Annotated in this window: 17 protein-coding genes; all 17 read right to left on the reverse strand. The window is 53.5% G+C overall.

Going from position 1 to position 15,813, the window contains the following annotated elements; genetic code table 11:
- Window positions 1-76 precede the first annotated feature (76 nt).
- Window positions 77-361 carry a sporulation transcriptional regulator SpoIIID gene (spoIIID, locus tag Q3F21_RS02480; protein ID WP_003388385.1) on the reverse strand — a complete coding sequence of 95 codons (285 nt, stop codon included), beginning with the start codon at window positions 359-361 and terminating at the stop codon, window positions 77-79.
- 209 nt (window positions 362-570) lie between these two features.
- Entirely contained in the window at window positions 571-1,302 is a 732-nt protein-coding gene (locus tag Q3F21_RS02485) for a peptidoglycan DD-metalloendopeptidase family protein (RefSeq protein WP_340249825.1), read from the reverse strand.
- Window positions 1,303-1,410: 108 nt separating this feature from the next.
- Window positions 1,411-2,415, reverse strand: a complete 1,005-nt coding sequence (gene spoIID / locus Q3F21_RS02490; RefSeq protein WP_340249827.1) for a stage II sporulation protein D — start codon at window positions 2,413-2,415, stop codon at window positions 1,411-1,413.
- 141 nt (window positions 2,416-2,556) lie between these two features.
- Window positions 2,557-3,894: a UDP-N-acetylglucosamine 1-carboxyvinyltransferase gene (murA, locus tag Q3F21_RS02495; protein WP_340249828.1), complete on the reverse strand. Its 1,338-nt coding sequence runs from the start codon at window positions 3,892-3,894 to the stop codon at window positions 2,557-2,559.
- Window positions 3,895-3,912: 18 nt separating this feature from the next.
- Complete coding sequence (locus tag Q3F21_RS02500; protein ID WP_340249830.1) at window positions 3,913-4,686, reverse strand: YwmB family TATA-box binding protein; 774 nt, start codon at window positions 4,684-4,686, stop codon at window positions 3,913-3,915.
- A gap of 98 nt (window positions 4,687-4,784) precedes the next feature.
- Entirely contained in the window at window positions 4,785-5,015 is a 231-nt protein-coding gene (locus Q3F21_RS02505) for a DUF1146 family protein (RefSeq protein WP_340249832.1), read from the reverse strand.
- 225 nt (window positions 5,016-5,240) lie between these two features.
- Window positions 5,241-6,764 carry an NADH-quinone oxidoreductase subunit NuoN gene (nuoN, locus tag Q3F21_RS02510; RefSeq protein WP_340249834.1) on the reverse strand — a complete coding sequence of 508 codons (1,524 nt, stop codon included), beginning with the start codon at window positions 6,762-6,764 and terminating at the stop codon, window positions 5,241-5,243.
- A 3-nt stretch (window positions 6,765-6,767) separates the two neighbouring features.
- A complete protein-coding gene (locus Q3F21_RS02515; RefSeq protein ID WP_340250087.1) occupies window positions 6,768-8,303 on the reverse strand; it encodes an NADH-quinone oxidoreductase subunit M in 1,536 nt (511 codons plus the stop codon).
- On the reverse strand, window positions 8,293-10,215 hold the full coding sequence (gene nuoL, locus Q3F21_RS02520) for an NADH-quinone oxidoreductase subunit L (protein WP_340249835.1): 1,923 nt from the start codon (window positions 10,213-10,215) through the stop codon (window positions 8,293-8,295). The genes Q3F21_RS02515 and nuoL overlap by 11 nt, the downstream gene beginning before the upstream one ends.
- Window positions 10,216-10,242: 27 nt before the next feature.
- A complete protein-coding gene (gene nuoK, locus Q3F21_RS02525) occupies window positions 10,243-10,554 on the reverse strand; it encodes an NADH-quinone oxidoreductase subunit NuoK (protein ID WP_340249836.1) in 312 nt (103 codons plus the stop codon).
- A complete protein-coding gene (locus Q3F21_RS02530; protein ID WP_340249837.1) occupies window positions 10,551-11,060 on the reverse strand; it encodes an NADH-quinone oxidoreductase subunit J in 510 nt (169 codons plus the stop codon). Before Q3F21_RS02530 ends, nuoK begins: the two co-directional genes overlap by 4 nt.
- Before the next feature lie 2 nt (window positions 11,061-11,062).
- The gene (gene nuoI, locus Q3F21_RS02535; RefSeq protein WP_003388400.1) at window positions 11,063-11,476 is read right to left on the reverse strand and encodes an NADH-quinone oxidoreductase subunit NuoI; all 414 of its coding nucleotides are present in this window, start codon (window positions 11,474-11,476) and stop codon (window positions 11,063-11,065) included.
- Window positions 11,477-11,520: 44 nt separating this feature from the next.
- A complete protein-coding gene (gene nuoH / locus Q3F21_RS02540) occupies window positions 11,521-12,531 on the reverse strand; it encodes an NADH-quinone oxidoreductase subunit NuoH (RefSeq protein ID WP_340249839.1) in 1,011 nt (336 codons plus the stop codon).
- On the reverse strand, window positions 12,528-13,676 hold the full coding sequence (locus tag Q3F21_RS02545; RefSeq protein ID WP_340249841.1) for an NADH-quinone oxidoreductase subunit D: 1,149 nt from the start codon (window positions 13,674-13,676) through the stop codon (window positions 12,528-12,530). Before Q3F21_RS02545 ends, nuoH begins: the two co-directional genes overlap by 4 nt.
- A gap of 3 nt (window positions 13,677-13,679) precedes the next feature.
- Window positions 13,680-14,912 carry an NADH-quinone oxidoreductase subunit C gene (locus Q3F21_RS02550; RefSeq protein WP_340249843.1) on the reverse strand — a complete coding sequence of 411 codons (1,233 nt, stop codon included), beginning with the start codon at window positions 14,910-14,912 and terminating at the stop codon, window positions 13,680-13,682.
- On the reverse strand, window positions 14,909-15,427 hold the full coding sequence (locus Q3F21_RS02555; RefSeq protein WP_340249845.1) for an NADH-quinone oxidoreductase subunit NuoB: 519 nt from the start codon (window positions 15,425-15,427) through the stop codon (window positions 14,909-14,911). The genes Q3F21_RS02550 and Q3F21_RS02555 overlap by 4 nt, the downstream gene beginning before the upstream one ends.
- A complete protein-coding gene (locus Q3F21_RS02560; RefSeq protein WP_340249846.1) occupies window positions 15,418-15,789 on the reverse strand; it encodes an NADH-quinone oxidoreductase subunit A in 372 nt (123 codons plus the stop codon). Before Q3F21_RS02560 ends, Q3F21_RS02555 begins: the two co-directional genes overlap by 10 nt.
- Window positions 15,790-15,813: the final 24 nt, after the last annotated feature.

Genomic DNA, 15,813 nt, shown 5'->3' on the forward strand with positions numbered 1-15,813 from the left:
TCATAGGCTGTTAGACGTGAGAGGACAAGGAAATTCTTATGGACTTAGGAAATAATTGTTTGCGGGATGGATATTTTTATACGCTTTCCTCCTGTTCTACCCGAACTTTCTTGCTTCTTCTCTTGTACTTGATCTTCGTTGCCTCGCCTCCCCGCAGATGACGGATCGCCTTGTGATACTCCAATATTTCCTTTACCTGGTTCGCCAACTCCGGATTTATCTCAGGCAGCCGCTCTGTCAGATCCTTGTGTACCGTGCTCTTGGAAACACCGAACTCTTTGGCGATCATGCGAACCGTATTTCGCGTTTCTACAATATACCGGCCGATCTTTATGGTTCGCTCCTTGATGTAATCGTGCACGCTACTCGCCTCCCTGTATCAACATTGTCTGTTACAATATATGGGTGGGTGCGGACACATATTCTACGTTTCCAAGCCTGACAAGCCAGCACGACCACATCTTTTTTGGAGGGCGTGTACACATCGGCCTGTTTCACGCTGTTTTTGACAAAAAAAAGGCCTGCAGAGCGGGATTGTCTCTACAGGCTTGTTGGCGTTTCCTGGAATCGCTATTGATCTTGCATTTCCGATTGGAGCAAGTATTGCTCCGGATCGACAGACGCACCGTCTACGCGTACTTCAAAGTGCAGATGAACACCGGCATCCTTTTCATACACGCTGCGTCCGGCGGTACCCAGCACCTGACCCTGGGTTACTTCATCGCCAGGCTTGACTGTCACTTTGTCGAGGCTTTGATACACCGTGACCATCTTGTCGGCATGCTCGATTTCCACCACGCGGCCGACGAGCGGATCGTTTTCGACCTTGCTCACCTTGCCAGGCAGAGCGGCCGTTACATCAAAGCTCTTGCCGTCTGTGGATTTCAGGTCGATACCGGTATGCGGCATAAACGTGTTGTCGTACTTGACGAGAGCTTTTTGCTGAACATCCTTCGTCGCTTGCTCGTCGAAGAAAATCATTCCCTTTTCGTACTGAACGCCTTTTCCTACAGGCCAAGCAAGCTGTTGAACGGTTCCGGATACCGGAACGGCGCCGTTTTCGTCAGCTGACGACGGATCCTTGGCGCCTTCCTGCGGTGTCGTGATCGCAACGCCGCCCTCGGCAGGTTTGCCGGGGGCATTGTCCGTAACGCCGCTCTGATACCACATCACAAAAGCGAGAATAATTGCTGCGGTGCCGATGTAGATCGCCGGAAACGCCCATTTTTTTCCCAAAACGTTTTTCCAGGAGCTTGCCTTTTTGAATGGAATCGGTTGATTTTGATTTTTTTGATCTTCCATTGTATTCATCACCTCATCCCTCAGTATCGCCAGATTTCTGACGGATAAACCTGAGAGAGAGGGGAAACTTGTAAATTTGCTGAAAACAGTCTTTTTTCTCTTTTGCCTTTATCCTTTCAAGACGAGATCGCAATTTTCCAGAGCGATTCCCTGGTAAAAATACTTGACGATCTGCTCGGCGCTCTTCCCGGTCTTGGCCATTCCGTTGGCACCCCACTGGCTCATGCCGACACCGTGGCCGTAGCCTTTGGTCGTGATGTGGACCTCGTTTCCGCGCAGCTCCAGGGTAAAGGCCGAGGATGGAAGACCGAGCTTCTCCCGGAATTCCCTGCCGGTAAACTCTTTCCCGCCAATGCTGATTTTGCCCACGCGATTGCCTGTCGTCCTCTCCACGATGCGATACCAGCTTCCATTGCCGGAGGCCTCCTTGGCAAGCTTTATCCCCAGACGCTGCTCCAGATCGGCAGCAGCGATCTTGACGGTTTTCTCAAAGCTGGGGGATTGAATGTCCCAGGGGCTGGCCACGCTCTTCAAATAGGGCACCTGCTCTTCAAAATACTCGTTCGCATTTTCCGTAAAACCGTTGCTGGTGGAGAAAAAGGTCGCGTCGATCGGCTTGCCTCCGTAGGTCAGGACAACTCCTGCCGTCGCTTGCACAGCCTGACGGATGCGCCCGTTTTTCCACGCAAACTGCTCCCCCCAGTTTTCCTTGCGCTGCGCCTCATCGAGAAAGACCTGATGCTTCACCGTGTCGGTGACCTGCCCCCCCATGGGAACATCGTCAAATTTCTTCGCACCGAGTCTGCGGATGATGTACGTGCGTGCCGCCATCGCCTGGGCTTTAAGCGCCTCCATCTCAAACTCTGCCGGCATCTCTGCCGCCACCACGCCTTCGATGTACGTTTCCAACGGCATCGTTTCCACAGCCTGTTTGGCGCTCCGATACACCTTCACCTCGATAGTCGACTGATGAGCAGCGGGGTTGTCCGGTGCAGAGACCTGCGGAAGCCCATCGCTTCCGGCTGGAGAGGAAAAAAAGTAGACCAGCGCGGCAGGCAGCATCACGAGCAGTATCGGAAATCCGATGAACCACGCCACCAAGTAACGTTTCATGCGTCATCTCCCCCCTCTTGTGCTGGACTATTTCAGTCTATGTCCAAGCTTTGGGAGGTAGAACGAGAGAATAAGAGAGATGGAAGAGTTTGCAAAAAACAAAAAACTTCCCCGCATTTGCAAGGAAGTCTCGGTATGTGTTTACGCAAAATGGGGAGAAAACTGGACTTTGATCGGCTCGCTTTTGACTTTCTCCACCGTTTCTGTTTCGACTTCGGTCACCGGTGAAACACGCTCGACAAGAGCGCCCAGGCCGCGGAGCTTTTCCGTAAAGCCGACATAGCCCCGGTCGATATGGTGAAGGCTGCTCACTTCCGTCTCGCCCTCGGCCACCAGGCCAGCCAATACGAGCGCCGCTCCTGCGCGCAGATCTGTCGCCGCCACTTTGCTGCCTGTCAGCTTGGCGCCGCCCTCGACAATCGCGCTGCGTCCCTCAATTTTGATATTGGCATTCATGCGGCGGAACTCTTCCACGTGCATAAAACGATTCTCAAAAACGGTCTCGGTGACAATGCTGGTGCCTTCCGATGCCAACAACAGGGCCATCATCTGCGATTGCATGTCCGTCGGGAAACCGGGATACGGCAATGTCTTGACGTCCACAGCCTTGAGGCGGCCGGAGCTTCTCACGCGAATGCCATTCTCTTGCTCGTCCACTTCCACGCCCATTTCTCTGAGCTTGGCCGTGACGGACTTCAAATGATCACAGATCGCACCTTCGACAAAAACGTCCCCGCCCGTAATCGCGGCAGCTACCATGAAGGTACCCGCTTCGATCCGGTCCGGAATTACGCAGTGCGTGCAGCCTTTCAATCTCTCCACGCCTTCGATCCGAATGGAACCGGTGCCTGCGCCGCGAATCCTGGCTCCCATCCCGTTGAGGAAGTTGGCCAAATCCACAATTTCCGGTTCTTCGGCTGCGTTTTCAATAACAGTGGTTCCCTCAGCCAAAGCGGCAGCCATCATAATGTTTTCGGTAGCGCCTACGCTGGCGATATCCAGGTAGATTTTCGCTCCCTGCAAGCGTCCCTTGACACTGGCTTCGATAAACCCTTGCCCGATTTCGATCTTGGCCCCCATCGCTTCAAAGCCTTTGAGGTGCTGATCGATTGGACGGGTACCAATGGCGCACCCTCCCGGAAGTGCTACGCGGGCTTTGCCTTCTCTGGCCAAGAGCGGTCCCATTACCAGAAAGGAAGCTCGCATTTTGCGAACCAATTCGTAGGATGCTTCCACACTCGTCACACGAGAGGCGTTGATCGTCAGCACTTCGTTATCGTATGTAAGGGTAATACCCAGTGTTTTCAAGAGATCGCAGATGATCCTGACATCTTCCAAAGCGGGTACGTCATGGATGACGTTTGTCCCCTCTTCCGCCAGGATGGCTGCTGCAATAATAGGGAGTACGGCATTTTTGGCGCCGGATACTTTCACATTCCCCGCCAATGCCTTACCACCGCGGACAATAATTTTATCCAATGTGTACCCCTCCGCGTGCTAATATTCCGCTGTGATAATCGGTGTACCTGCGGTAATCCACGTGCCGTCGCGACTGTCCCGGTGAGTGGCGACCTGCAGATTCATCCGAGCTTGTCCGTTTAATGATAAGAACGAATTCCACTCAGAAGTGTAACCAGATAGGCTGACAACCGTCTCATCTTGTAAACGTTCCAATTCTCTTGCATGGAGGGCGTCAAATATCGACAAAATTTTCCCCTCCTGTTGATCAACACTCAGTTTAACATTGTACATTCCGCGAATACAAGTGCTAAATTGCGGAATGAGACCTGCTTGTACCAGGGCCTGCTCGTGCTTGTCCTGTATCAAATCTACATATGGTAGAGAATCACGATTTCCTTTTATGGACAGTACTAGATATGTGTCGATACCGTCTTGGTGCGGAACCCCGGTTACCTGATAATCGACCTGAACCCCTTGAGAATTTGCCAGGACCTGATAGAGAAACAGGCGGGTCGACGGAGCCCACTTCGCTTCGGAGTGCGGCATGTCGAGCCGGCGCGCCCATTTTTCAGCCAAATCCTTTACATCCTCAGTGCCAGGCAGCTTCCCCAATGAAAGGCGAGTACGCACCTCCACACTTACTCCCTTGGCTCCCGAGCTTTCGATTGCGTCGAACAATCGGGCTGCTACCCGCTCTTCCCGCTGCTCCTGATGCTGCTGCCATTCGTTTCGCGCCTCGGCCGGCATCCACCACGCCGCGCACAGTGCAGCCAATGCCATCAGAACCAGTCCAACGTTCCTTTTCCCCATCTTTATCCCTCTCCCTTTTTACGCCCATCTCTTTGTACTTCTCAGTTTGCACGTAAAACTGGTGGGATATACCAATCAAATCTTGTTGAATCCGGCGATCAGGAAAAGATTTGCCCGAAGATCAGGGACCAACCCAGGTATTCCATGAGAAAGCTCGCCATCTGGTAGCCGAGAAAGATGGACATGATGATTTGCAGCAGCTTTGCTTGCGGGCCTTGCGGATTTTTCAGAAAGAGGTCAAACCGGAAAGACTGTAGGGCCCACCAGCTGACACCGATCAATGCGACCGAGACGATAATGTTAACAAAACCGTACATACCTTGCGACACGCTCGTAACCTCCTCGCCTTTCTTTTGACGCGCCCATGCGATTGAGCACCTAACTGGCCGAATTTCAAAAAAACGCTTTATACGCAGCTGTAGCGAGAAGAAGCACGGTACTGGCCGCAGCCCGGACCGAGCAAGACTTGCCTCTTCTCGCTACGGCAGCTGATATGGGAAAAGGGGGCGGCTGGAAAGCCGTCCCCTCTATTGTACCTGATCCCAGGCCGCAATTCATGGAAAGTTCGGTGGCAGCATGTCGCCGAAATTAAACGCGGGATTCAGGTATGCCTGCACAAAATTAGTCGCCAGACCCGGGAATACGCCGAACACCACTGTCGCCAGCGCCAAAATCAGGACCAGCGCCCCAATTGTTTTCGGCACGGACAAAGGCGCCTCCGTCGATCCCGGCCGCATGTACATCTGCCGGATGATGCCGAAGTAGTAGTAATACGACACGACGCTGGTCGCGATCATGATTGCCGCGAGCACATAGCTCTGCTGGGCGATCGCCCCCATAAAGATGTAGAACTTCCCGAAAAATCCGGCTGATACCGGGATACCGGCGAGCGACAGCAGGAAGATGCTCATCGATACCGCCATCAATGGGGAACGGTGATAAAGCCCGGCAAAGCCCTTCAGATCTTCCGTTTGCTGGTCGCGAGCAACGGCCATGATGACCGCAAAGGCGCCGAAGCTGGCCAACAGGTACGCGAACAGGAAGAAAGTCACTTCGCCGAAAAACAGGATCGTCGGCGGCGAGAACGCCACCAGCACATAACCCGCCTGCGCGATCCCGGAGTAGGCCATCATCCGTTTGACATTGGTCTGGCGCAGCGCCATCGTATTCCCGATAATCATCGAAGCACCCGCGATGATCGCCAGATAGAGCGCTCCCTGATCGAAGAAGAAACGCGTACTGGTCTGGATGTTAAAGAAGCCGATCAAAAGCAGACGGAAGACCAGGGCGAAGCCTGCCGTTTTGGAGACGACCGCCAGAAAAGCGGTAACCGGTGTCGCCGCTCCCTGGTATACATCCGGTGCCCACATGTGGTTGGGGGCCGCCGAAATCTTGAAGGCAAGCCCTACCGCCAAAAAGGCAAATGCCGCATACACCATAAACTCGTAGCCGGCCATCGCCGCTTCTGCCAGCCGCACGGAAATTTCAAAAACGTTCGTCGTTCCGGTGAGGCCGTAAACATAGGACATCCCGAAGAGCATGACCGCCGTGGAAATCGATCCCGAGATGACGTACTTAAACGACGATTCGTTGGACTGCAGGGAATGCTTGCGCAAGCCTACCAGGACATACGAGGACAGGGACAACAGCTCCAACCCGATGAACATCGTAATCAGATCGGCGGAAGAGGCCATGACCATCGCGCCCAAAAGACCGGTCAGCAGCAAGTAGTAGTACTCGCCGCCATGCTTGATTTCGTCCTGCTTCATATAAGATAGGGAAAGCAGGACGGTAAAGGCGACTCCTCCGAGGAAGAGCAGCTTGAACGCATTGCCGTAATCGTCGATGCGAATCGTATCGGCCATGTACGCGTACGGTTCGTCCAGTTTTCCGATGTTTGCAAAGACGAAAACGCCAGCCAGCACAACTCCCGCCAGGGTCAGCCACCCGATGACCGATTTGCCCAATCGCTTGCCGGCAAACAGATCGAGCAGCGACAGGACGGTCGCGAAGCCTAAAATGATGAATTCGGGCAGAAGGTAGCTCCAGTCATACGAGAATATATCTTTTACGTCCATGGATTACCCTCCTATTCCCGTAACGATTGGGACGATCGTTTTCAACGTTTGCTGCAAAGGATTTGCCAGAACGGCCGGGTAGACGCCGATCAGGATGATGAATCCGAGCAGGACGACCAGCGGCACGACTTCCATGGGCTGCGCGTCGGCCACACCGACAAACCGGTCCGGCGTCGGCCCGAATGTCGTTTTCAAAATCGCCCTCAGCAGGTAGACGGCTGTGAGTACGATGCCAAGCGTACCGATGGCCGCCAGGATCGGCATTTGTCCAAACAAGCCGAGGAAGGCAAAAAATTCGCTGATAAAGCCGGACATCCCCGGAAGCCCGAGAGAAGCCATCGCTCCCGCCAGCATGATCCCGCTGGCGAACGGCATGGATTTGGCGAGCCCGCCCAGCTCGTCGATCATCGAGGTCTTCGTTCTCTCCCAGATCATGCCGATCAAAAAGAACAGCAGCGCGGAGATGAAGCCATGCGAAATCACCTGGAACATCGCGCCCTGGAAGCCGATCGTATTCATCGCGGCAAATCCGAGCAGGACGATTCCCATATGACTGATACTGGAGTAAGCCATCACCATCTTCAGATCCTTTTGGACAAAGGCGAGTACGGCACCGTAGACGATGTTGATCAACCCCAGCACAGCCATCCACTTCGCAAACTGGTAGGCTTGCTCAGGGAAAAAGCCGATGCCCATCCGCACAAGTCCGTACGCTCCCATTTTCAGCAAAATTCCGGAGTGGATCATGACGATCGCTGGAGGAGCCTGCACGTGAACCTTCAGCATCCAGGTATGGAACGGAAAGACCGGCAGCTTGACGGCAAAGGCGATAAAGATCGCCAAAAACAGGCGAAACCGGAACTCCGGTGACATGGCGGCTGCCGCCGGATGGCCGGATGAACCGAGAATCGCGGCGATTTTGTCCATGTTCATCGTGTTCAGATACATGAACAGCACGATAAAGGCGATCAGCATGACAGCCGAGCCGATACCGTTATACAGCAAAAATTTGTTGGCTGCCTTTTCCCTCTCTCCGTAGCCCCAGATGCCGATCAGGAAATACGTCGGTACCAGTGTCAGCTCGAAGAAGATAAAGAACAAGAACAGGTTTTGCGCGGCAAACACGCCAAACATTCCGATCAGCAGAAGATGGAACAGAATGAAGTACTCCTTCAGCCGTTTCTTTTGATTCCACGAAGCAACGGCGGCAAGGGTCGCAATGATCGCGGTGAGCACGATCAAAGGCATTGAAATGCCGTCCACGCCCAGCTCGTAATCGAGATCAAACGAGAAGATCGCACCCGACTGCTGAAGTCCAACCGGAATCGAAATCCATTTTGCCGTCTCGGTAAATTGCAAGCCTGAAGATTCATAGTTGAACGACGCAAACAGCATAAGCGACAAGACCAGCGGCAAAAGTGTGCCCAGCACGCCAATTTTTTTGATCACGCCTCCCTGATGCCGGGGAACGAATGCCAGAATCAAGATTGCCAAAAGCGGTGAGAAGACGATCAATGTAAGCAAGATACTATTGGCCAATGCCAAGGACTCCACCTCCCTGCGCCGTCAACGTGATGGCGACAATCAACAACAGCAAGCCAAACAGCACCATGGCTCCGTAAGATTGCACCTGACCGTTCTGAGCGCGTCCATGCAGCGCGCCGATGCCTCGGGTAATTTTCGCCACCAATGACACCAGCCCATCCACTACGTACTTGTCGAAAACATTGAGCAAGTAGCCGAGCCAGCCGAGCGGAACAACCACTGCGTAATGGTAAATCTCGTCGACGAAATACTTGCGGTAGGACAGCTGGTACAGCCACGGCATTGCTTCCGGAATGGCATTGGAAGGAATGGAGCGTTTTCCGTACATCAGCCAGGCCAGCACGATTCCCAGGATTGACACCCCGAGCGCCACGATTTGCAGCCAGGCTGCCGCATGGCCTTCTCCCGTCCCAAACATGTCTTCAATGATCGTGCCTACTTCGCCGTTCAAGAGCCAGTCTCCGAAGACCGGTGCATACGGCGTATTGATGAAGCCCGCGACGATGGCCAGCAGCGCCAGAATCAACAGCGGTCCGGTCATCACTCCCGGAGATTCATGCGCCTCATGCTTGCCCCTCGGCTCTCCGGCAAACGTCAGGAAGAACAGACGGAACATGTAGAACGCCGTGAAGAATGCAGCCAGTATCGCGATCAGCAGCAAATCGTAGCGATGCGCTTCGTAAACCGCGCCGAGAATCGCCTCTTTGGACCAGAATCCGGCAAACGGGAATATTCCCGCAATCGCCAGACAACCAATCAAGAAGGTCAGGGCCGTTATCGGCATTTTCTTCCACAGGCCGCCCATTTCAAAGACATTTTGGGTATGTACGGCATGAATCACGCTGCCTGCACCCAAAAAGAGCAGCGCCTTGAAAAAGGCATGTGTCATCAAATGGAATGTACCTGCCACGTAACCAGCTGCCCCGGCTACCCCGAGTGCCAGCATCATATAGCCGAGCTGACTGACAGTGGAGTATGCGAGCACGCGTTTGATGTCTTTCTGTGTCAGACCGATCGATGCAGCAAAAATGGCGGTGAATCCGCCTATATAGGCAACCACGTTCAACGCTGCATTCGAAGCGATAAACAGCGGATACGTAGCCGCTACGAGATAGACCCCGGCCGCTACCATCGTCGCCGCGTGGATCAGGGCAGATACAGGGGTCGGACCTTCCATCGCGTCAGGGAGCCAGGTATGCAGCGGAAATTGGCCCGACTTTCCAATCGCCCCGACAAAAATCAGGATAGCTGCCAGCGTGATCATCCACGGCTCCAGTTTCCCGAGCGCAATGCTGTCGAAGATTTGCGTCAGCTCAAAGCTGCCGGTCCACCAGAACAAGAGACAGATCCCGATAAAGAGACCGAGGTCGCCGATCCGGGTGACGATAAACGCTTTTTTCGCCGCAGCCTTCGCTTCCGGCTTGAAGTAGTAGTAACCGACCAGCAGGAACGAACATACTCCGACCAATTCCCAAAAAATGTATATTTGCAACAGGTTGGGAGCGATCACCAGACCGAGCATGGAGAATGTGAACAGCGCCAGGTATTGGTAGAACACCGGAAACCGCTCATCCCCGTGCATATAGCCTTTGGAGTAGATCTGCACGAGCAAGCTGACCAGGGTGACGATCAGCAGCATCAACGCATTCAGCTGGTTGATTTCAAACCCCATGGTAATGACAATATCCCCAACCTTCAGCCAATCGAGCGAGAACCTGTAGTCAGTCGCTCCCTCCTGAAACCTCTGCCAGAAGGTCAGTACCGCCAATCCGAATGAAACGGCAGTAAAGAGAATTCCGACAGCGGCTGCTCCTTCTTTCAACTGACGGCCAAACGAGACGATCACGATGAAAGCAAAGAGCGGAAACAGAGGAATCAACCAAGCGTATTGCATAAAGGTATCCATCTTTGTCCTCCTTTTCGAATCCGTGTCCTAGCGTTTCATCGAATCCATCTCATCGACATTGACCGTTTCCTTGTTGCGGTACAAAGCAATCAGGATAGCCAGTGCGACGGCTACCTCTGCGGCGGCCACCGTCATGGTGAACAGACTGAAAATATGTCCCGTGATCGACGGATACAACCCGTACTTGGCGAAAGCCACCAGATTGATATTGACCGCATTGAGCATCAATTCAATCGAAATCAGGACGACGACGGCATTCCGTTTGGTCAATGCACCGTACAAGCCTACACAGAAAAGGATCAAGGCCACTAACAAATAGGAGGTAATGCTTACGCTCATTCCTTGTTCCCCTCCTTCTTCGCCATGATGATTGCGCCTACCAAAGCCACCAGCAAAAGCACGGAAATCAGTTCAAACGGTATCACGTACTTTTTGAATACGTCCAAACCGATCTGCTTTACGTTGCTTACATCTGAAGCAGCTGTTTCCGGCGGTGCCGGCCATACGGAGCCCTGGATTCCCCAGAACATCAATCCGAACAACACCGCTACAAAAATGAGGCTCAGCCAGTTTTTCCACGTGTTGCCCGTGCCCTCATCCGATGCATCGTGCTTGGTCAGCATGATTCCGAACAGCATGAGAATCGAAATCGCACCGGAGTATACGAGAACTTGCGCAACCCCGACAAATTCTGCTCCCAATAGCACGTACAGCCCGGCGATACTGATAAAGGTAATGCCCAGCGAAATGACCATGTGTACGACTCGCGTAAAGCTGATCATAAACACGGCGCCGCCAATCGTCAGGAGGGACAGGACAAAAAAGGCAATAAACTCGCCAGTCATCGCTAGTTCTCCTCCCTGACGTTTGTATTGTTGTCGTCGAGCCAGGTCAGGTTCTTGTATAATTCATCCCGGCTGTACGTGGCCAACTCGAAATTGTTCGTCATCACGATCGCTTCCGTCGGACAAACCTCTGTACACAGGTCGCACAAAATGCAAATTTCAAAATTGATATCGTAGGTGTCGATGATTTTCCCTTTTTTCTCCGGATCAGGGTGGGGCTTGCCCGTTAACTGAATGCACTCCGTCGGGCAAATGCGCGCACACTGGTTGCAAACGATGCATTTCTCCGGCGAGAAGTGCTGAATGCCGCGAAAGCGGGGCGGCATGGGAAAGGGCACATCCGGATAGAAATGAGTCACCTTTTTCGCGGTCATTCTCTTAAATGTATACCCAAGGCCTTTGGCCAGTCCTAGCATGTGTGTCACCCCTCTTGGTCAAGATTCCAGTCCTACCTGGCGATTTAGATCATGCCGCTTTGATAGGAAATTACTACGGCGGTGATGAGAATATTCAACAGCGCCACCGGCAAGAGCACCTTCCAGGCAAACGACATCAGCTGGTCGACGCGGGGACGCGGCATCGTCGCACGCAGCCAAAACTGTAGAAAGACGTAGAGCAGCAGCTTGACGGCAAACCAGACGATCCCCGGAATGAAGCTGAGCGCCGGATGAATCGGCAGCCAACCGCCGAAGAACAGGATCGTGACCATCGCGCCCATGCCAAACATGTAAACGTACTCGGCCAGCATGAACATGGCAAACCGGAAGCCGGAGTACTCTACGTGATAACCGCCTACCAGCTCCGACTCAGCCTCCGGCAGGTCGAACGGCGTCCGGTTCAGCTCCGCCTGGGCGGCTACAAGGAATACGGCAAAGCCGAGAAACTGCGGAATGACGTTCCACATATCCTGCTGCGCCAGGACAATCTCCCGCAGGTTCATACTGCCGGTCATCAGGACTACCCCGACTACCGACATGACCAACGGGACTTCATAGCTGATCATCTGTGCCGCGGAGCGAAGCCCTCCGATCAAGGAGTACTTGTTGTTGGAAGCCCAGCCCGCCGTAATCACGCCCAGAACGGTAATTCCCGAAAGCGCGATATAGTACAGAATCCCGATGCCGAGATCGGCAAATTGGATGCTCTCCGTAAACGGCAGGACCGCCAGGACGGCAAAGGCAGGCGCGTACGCCAGGATTGGAGCGAGCGCATAAAGCGCCTTGTCTGCGTGCTTGGGCCGCGTATCCTCCTTGATCAGCAGCTTCGCAACGTCTGCCACTGTCTGCAAGAGCCCCAAGGGCCCTACACGGTTCGGGCCGATCCTCGCCTGCATCCATCCGATTACTTTCCGTTCAAAATAAATCGCGTATGTGACGAATCCCAATAAAATCGCGAGTAACGCCACTGCCGCCAGGAAAAACCAAAGCGCATTTCCCAGGGAAGGCGTCTGTTGCAACAAGTCCCGCATCAACAATCTACCTCCCCGAGAACGATGTCGATGCTGCCAAGGATGGCTACCATGTCGGAAATATTCTCTCCCTCAAGCAGCTTCGGCAATATTTGCAGATTGGTAAAGGATGGACGGCGGAATTTCAAGCGCCACGGCTTATCTTTTCCCTGGCTGGCAATATAACAGCCAATCTCGCCCCTCGGCGATTCGATCCGTACATACGTTTCGCCTGCTGGGGGGCGGATAACGCGAGGGACTTTGCCCATCACTTCGCCTTCGCTCGGAAATTGGTCGAGCGCCTGCTCAAGAATGCGCAAGGACTGTTCGACTTCGGCCAGCCGCAAATGGTAACGGCTCATGCAATCCCCTTCCGTAGAGACAGGGACGTCAAAATCAAACCGGTCGTAAATGCAGTACGGCTCATCTTTGCGCAGGTCCCATTTGATTCCGGTCGAGCGGAGCATAACGCCGGAAAGCGAATAATCAAGGGCAGTCTTTTGGTCGAATTTGCCAATGCCCTTGAGGCGGTTCACAAAGATCTCGTTGCCTGTAACCAGCGCGTGGTAATTGTTTAGTTCCTTCTTCATATAAGCAACGAATTCCCGCACCTTGTCGATCCAGCCCGGAGGAGCGTCCCATTTTACGCCACCGACACGCATGTAGTTAAAGGTCATGCGAGCGCCGCACAGCTCGTTGAACAGGTCAAGAATGGTCTCGCGGTCCCGAAAAGCATACAAAAACGGGGACATCGCACCAAGGTCGAGAAGATAGGTCCCCCACCATACCAGGTGGCTTGCCACGCGGTTCAACTCCATCGCGATCAGGCGCAAAAACTGCGCTCTCTCCGGTATTTCCAGTCCCATCATCGTCTCTACCGCATGACAAATGACATAGTTGTTGGTCATGGCCGCTACATAGTCCATTCTGTCTGTATAAGGGATAATTTGCGTATACGTAAGGTTCTCAGCCAGCTTTTCCGTACCTCTGTGCAAATACCCCATTACCGGAATCGCTTCCTTGATGGTTTCCCCATCAATTTTGACTACCAAGCGGAATACTCCGTGCGTACTCGGGTGCTGCGGGCCTATGTTGAGAAGCATCTCCTCTGTCCGAATACCGGTATCAGAAGAAACGGTTGAATTCGTAGTAAGGATGCCTTGGTTCATCTTCTACACCTCCTCGTCGTACTGCACGTAGTCCTTTCGAAGCGGATGACCCACCCAGTCATCAGAGAGCAAAATTCGACGCAAATCGTTATGTCCCGGGAAATGAATCCCCAAAAGATCGTATGTTTCCCGTTCGTTCCAATCCGCGCCCTTCCATAAGTCGACAACAGAGGCCACGGTTGGCTGCTCACGATCGGTTTTTACCTTTACGGCAACGCTTTGTCTATTTTTGTAGGAATAAAAGTGATAGTACACTTCCATCCAGTCTTCGTAGTCCACGCCGTGAAGATTGGAAAGGTAGTCGAAGCCCAATTCTTCGTTATCCTTTAGAAATTGGGCCACTTCATGCCAACGCTCGTTTTTGACCACGAGTGTCGGCACATCTTTGCCCAACTCATTAATATAGGAGGACTCCAGTACATCCGGACCGAACTGCTCGGAAATACGGGCCACGTATTTATCCAGAAAAGGCTGATTTTTCGATGGCTCCCTGGGCGCTTCTGGAGTCGTCTCGGCATCCTCGTCTCCAGCTTTTGCCGCCTTTGCTTTAGCCGCAGCAGCTGCTGCGGCCTTCGCCTTGGCAGCTGCCGCCGCTTTTGCCTTGGCGTCGTCTCCTCCTGCTTCACCACTGGATTCACCGCTCTGGCCTGCCGCTTCACGCGCTGCTTTCGCTTTGGCCGCTGCTGCGGCTGCTGCTGCAGCCTTTGCTTTGGCTGCCGCTGCTGCTTTTGCCTTCGCATCCGCATCATCACTGCCATCGGCATCGCTCTCAGCAGCTCCTTCGCGGGCCGCTTTTGCCTTCGCTGCGGCTGCAGCTGCTGCAGCTGCTTTGGCAGCCGCTTTTTCTTCCGGTGTCATTTTGGACACGGGCTTGCTCGGCGCTGCGGGCTGCTCCGCCGGTTTGGTTTCGGATCCGGCTTGCTCTGCCGCTTCGCGGGCCGCTTTTGCCTTTGCTGCAGCTGCGGCCGCGGCTGCTGCCGCAGCTTTGGCTGCCGCTTTTTCTTCCGGTGTCATTTCGGACACGGGCTTGCTCGGCGCTGCGGGCTGCTCCGCCGGTTTCGGTTCGACTGCGGCTTGCTCTGCTGTAGCTTGCGTAGTTTCAGCCGCCTCGGCTCCAGCTTGCTCGGCAGCCTGCTGTTCTTCTTTTGCTTTCCGCAAAGCTTCCGCCTTGGCTTTGGCTTCTGCTGCAGCCTTGGCTTTTTCCTCCGGCGTAGGTTTGCGTTTTTCTTCTGTCATTGATTCGTCACCCGCTTTCCAGTCTTAGCTTCGTAACGAATTTTTTCTTGAAGTTTGTTTATTCCGTAAATAAGAGCGGCGGGATTAGGTGGGCATCCAGGGATGTAGACATCTACGGGAACAATTTGATCAACACCTTTTACTACGCTGTACGACTTGACATAAGGTCCGCCGGCTGTAGCACAGGAGCCCATCGCGATTACCCACTTGGGTTCCGGCATTTGATCATAAAGTCTGCGAAGCAGGGGGGCCATTTTTTTCGTGACGGTTCCGGCCACGATCATCACATCGGATTGCCTGGGAGAGGCACGGAAAATGACGCCAAAACGGTCGAGGTCGTAACGTGCTCCGCCTGTGCCCATCATTTCAATGGCACAACAGGCCAGACCAAACGTAAGCGGCCAAAGCGAATTGCTTCGGACCCATCCCTTAATCGTTTCCAGCGTCGTAAACATGACGTTGCGATTCAACTCTTCTTGCAATTCAGGCGCAATGCTCGTCAGATCTAGTTCCATTCCAGCACCTTCTTTCTCCATGCGTAAATCAGTCCAACCACCAGCAAGCTGATAAAGATCACCATTTCTACCAGGGCAAACAGTCCCAGTTCCTTGTAGGCTACTGCCCATGGATAGAGAAAGAGTGTTTCCACATCAAAAATGACGAAGAGCAAGGCGAAAATATAGTACTTGACGTTAAAACGGACCCAGCTGTCGCCAACAGGAATGTTACCGCTTTCATAGGTTGTCTGTTTTTCCGCAGTCGGCTTTTTCGGGCGCAGCATGGGTCCGATGATGCTGACTGTCGCCACAGGCAACAACACCCCGAGGAACAAGAAAATCGCCACAATGACATAATTGTTGGTATAGATTTCACCCACTGACGTTCCCTCCGCTCTGTGAAC

It is taken from the genome of Brevibacillus borstelensis (assembly GCF_037834415.1).
GTDB lineage: Bacteria > Bacillota > Bacilli > Brevibacillales > Brevibacillaceae > Brevibacillus > Brevibacillus borstelensis_A.

What these genes read in the sequence shown, in the direction of transcription:
- Q3F21_RS02485 (WP_340249825.1), bottom strand. Translation starts at nt 1,302, where the DNA reads ATGGAAGATCAAAAAAATCAAAATCAACCGATTCCATTCAAAAAGGCA.
- spoIID (WP_340249827.1), bottom strand. Translation starts at nt 2,415, where the DNA reads ATGAAACGTTACTTGGTGGCGTGGTTCATCGGATTTCCGATACTGCTC.
- Q3F21_RS02500 (WP_340249830.1), bottom strand. Translation starts at nt 4,686, where the DNA reads ATGGGGAAAAGGAACGTTGGACTGGTTCTGATGGCATTGGCTGCACTG.
- nuoN (WP_340249834.1), bottom strand. Translation starts at nt 6,764, where the DNA reads ATGGACGTAAAAGATATATTCTCGTATGACTGGAGCTACCTTCTGCCC.
- nuoL (WP_340249835.1), bottom strand. Translation starts at nt 10,215, where the DNA reads ATGGATACCTTTATGCAATACGCTTGGTTGATTCCTCTGTTTCCGCTC.
- nuoK (WP_340249836.1), bottom strand. Translation starts at nt 10,554, where the DNA reads ATGAGCGTAAGCATTACCTCCTATTTGTTAGTGGCCTTGATCCTTTTC.
- Q3F21_RS02530 (WP_340249837.1), bottom strand. Translation starts at nt 11,060, where the DNA reads ATGACTGGCGAGTTTATTGCCTTTTTTGTCCTGTCCCTCCTGACGATT.
- nuoI (WP_003388400.1), bottom strand. Translation starts at nt 11,476, where the DNA reads ATGCTAGGACTGGCCAAAGGCCTTGGGTATACATTTAAGAGAATGACC.
- Q3F21_RS02545 (WP_340249841.1), bottom strand. Translation starts at nt 13,676, where the DNA reads ATGAACCAAGGCATCCTTACTACGAATTCAACCGTTTCTTCTGATACC.
- Q3F21_RS02550 (WP_340249843.1), bottom strand. Translation starts at nt 14,912, where the DNA reads ATGACAGAAGAAAAACGCAAACCTACGCCGGAGGAAAAAGCCAAGGCT.
- Q3F21_RS02555 (WP_340249845.1), bottom strand. Translation starts at nt 15,427, where the DNA reads ATGGAACTAGATCTGACGAGCATTGCGCCTGAATTGCAAGAAGAGTTG.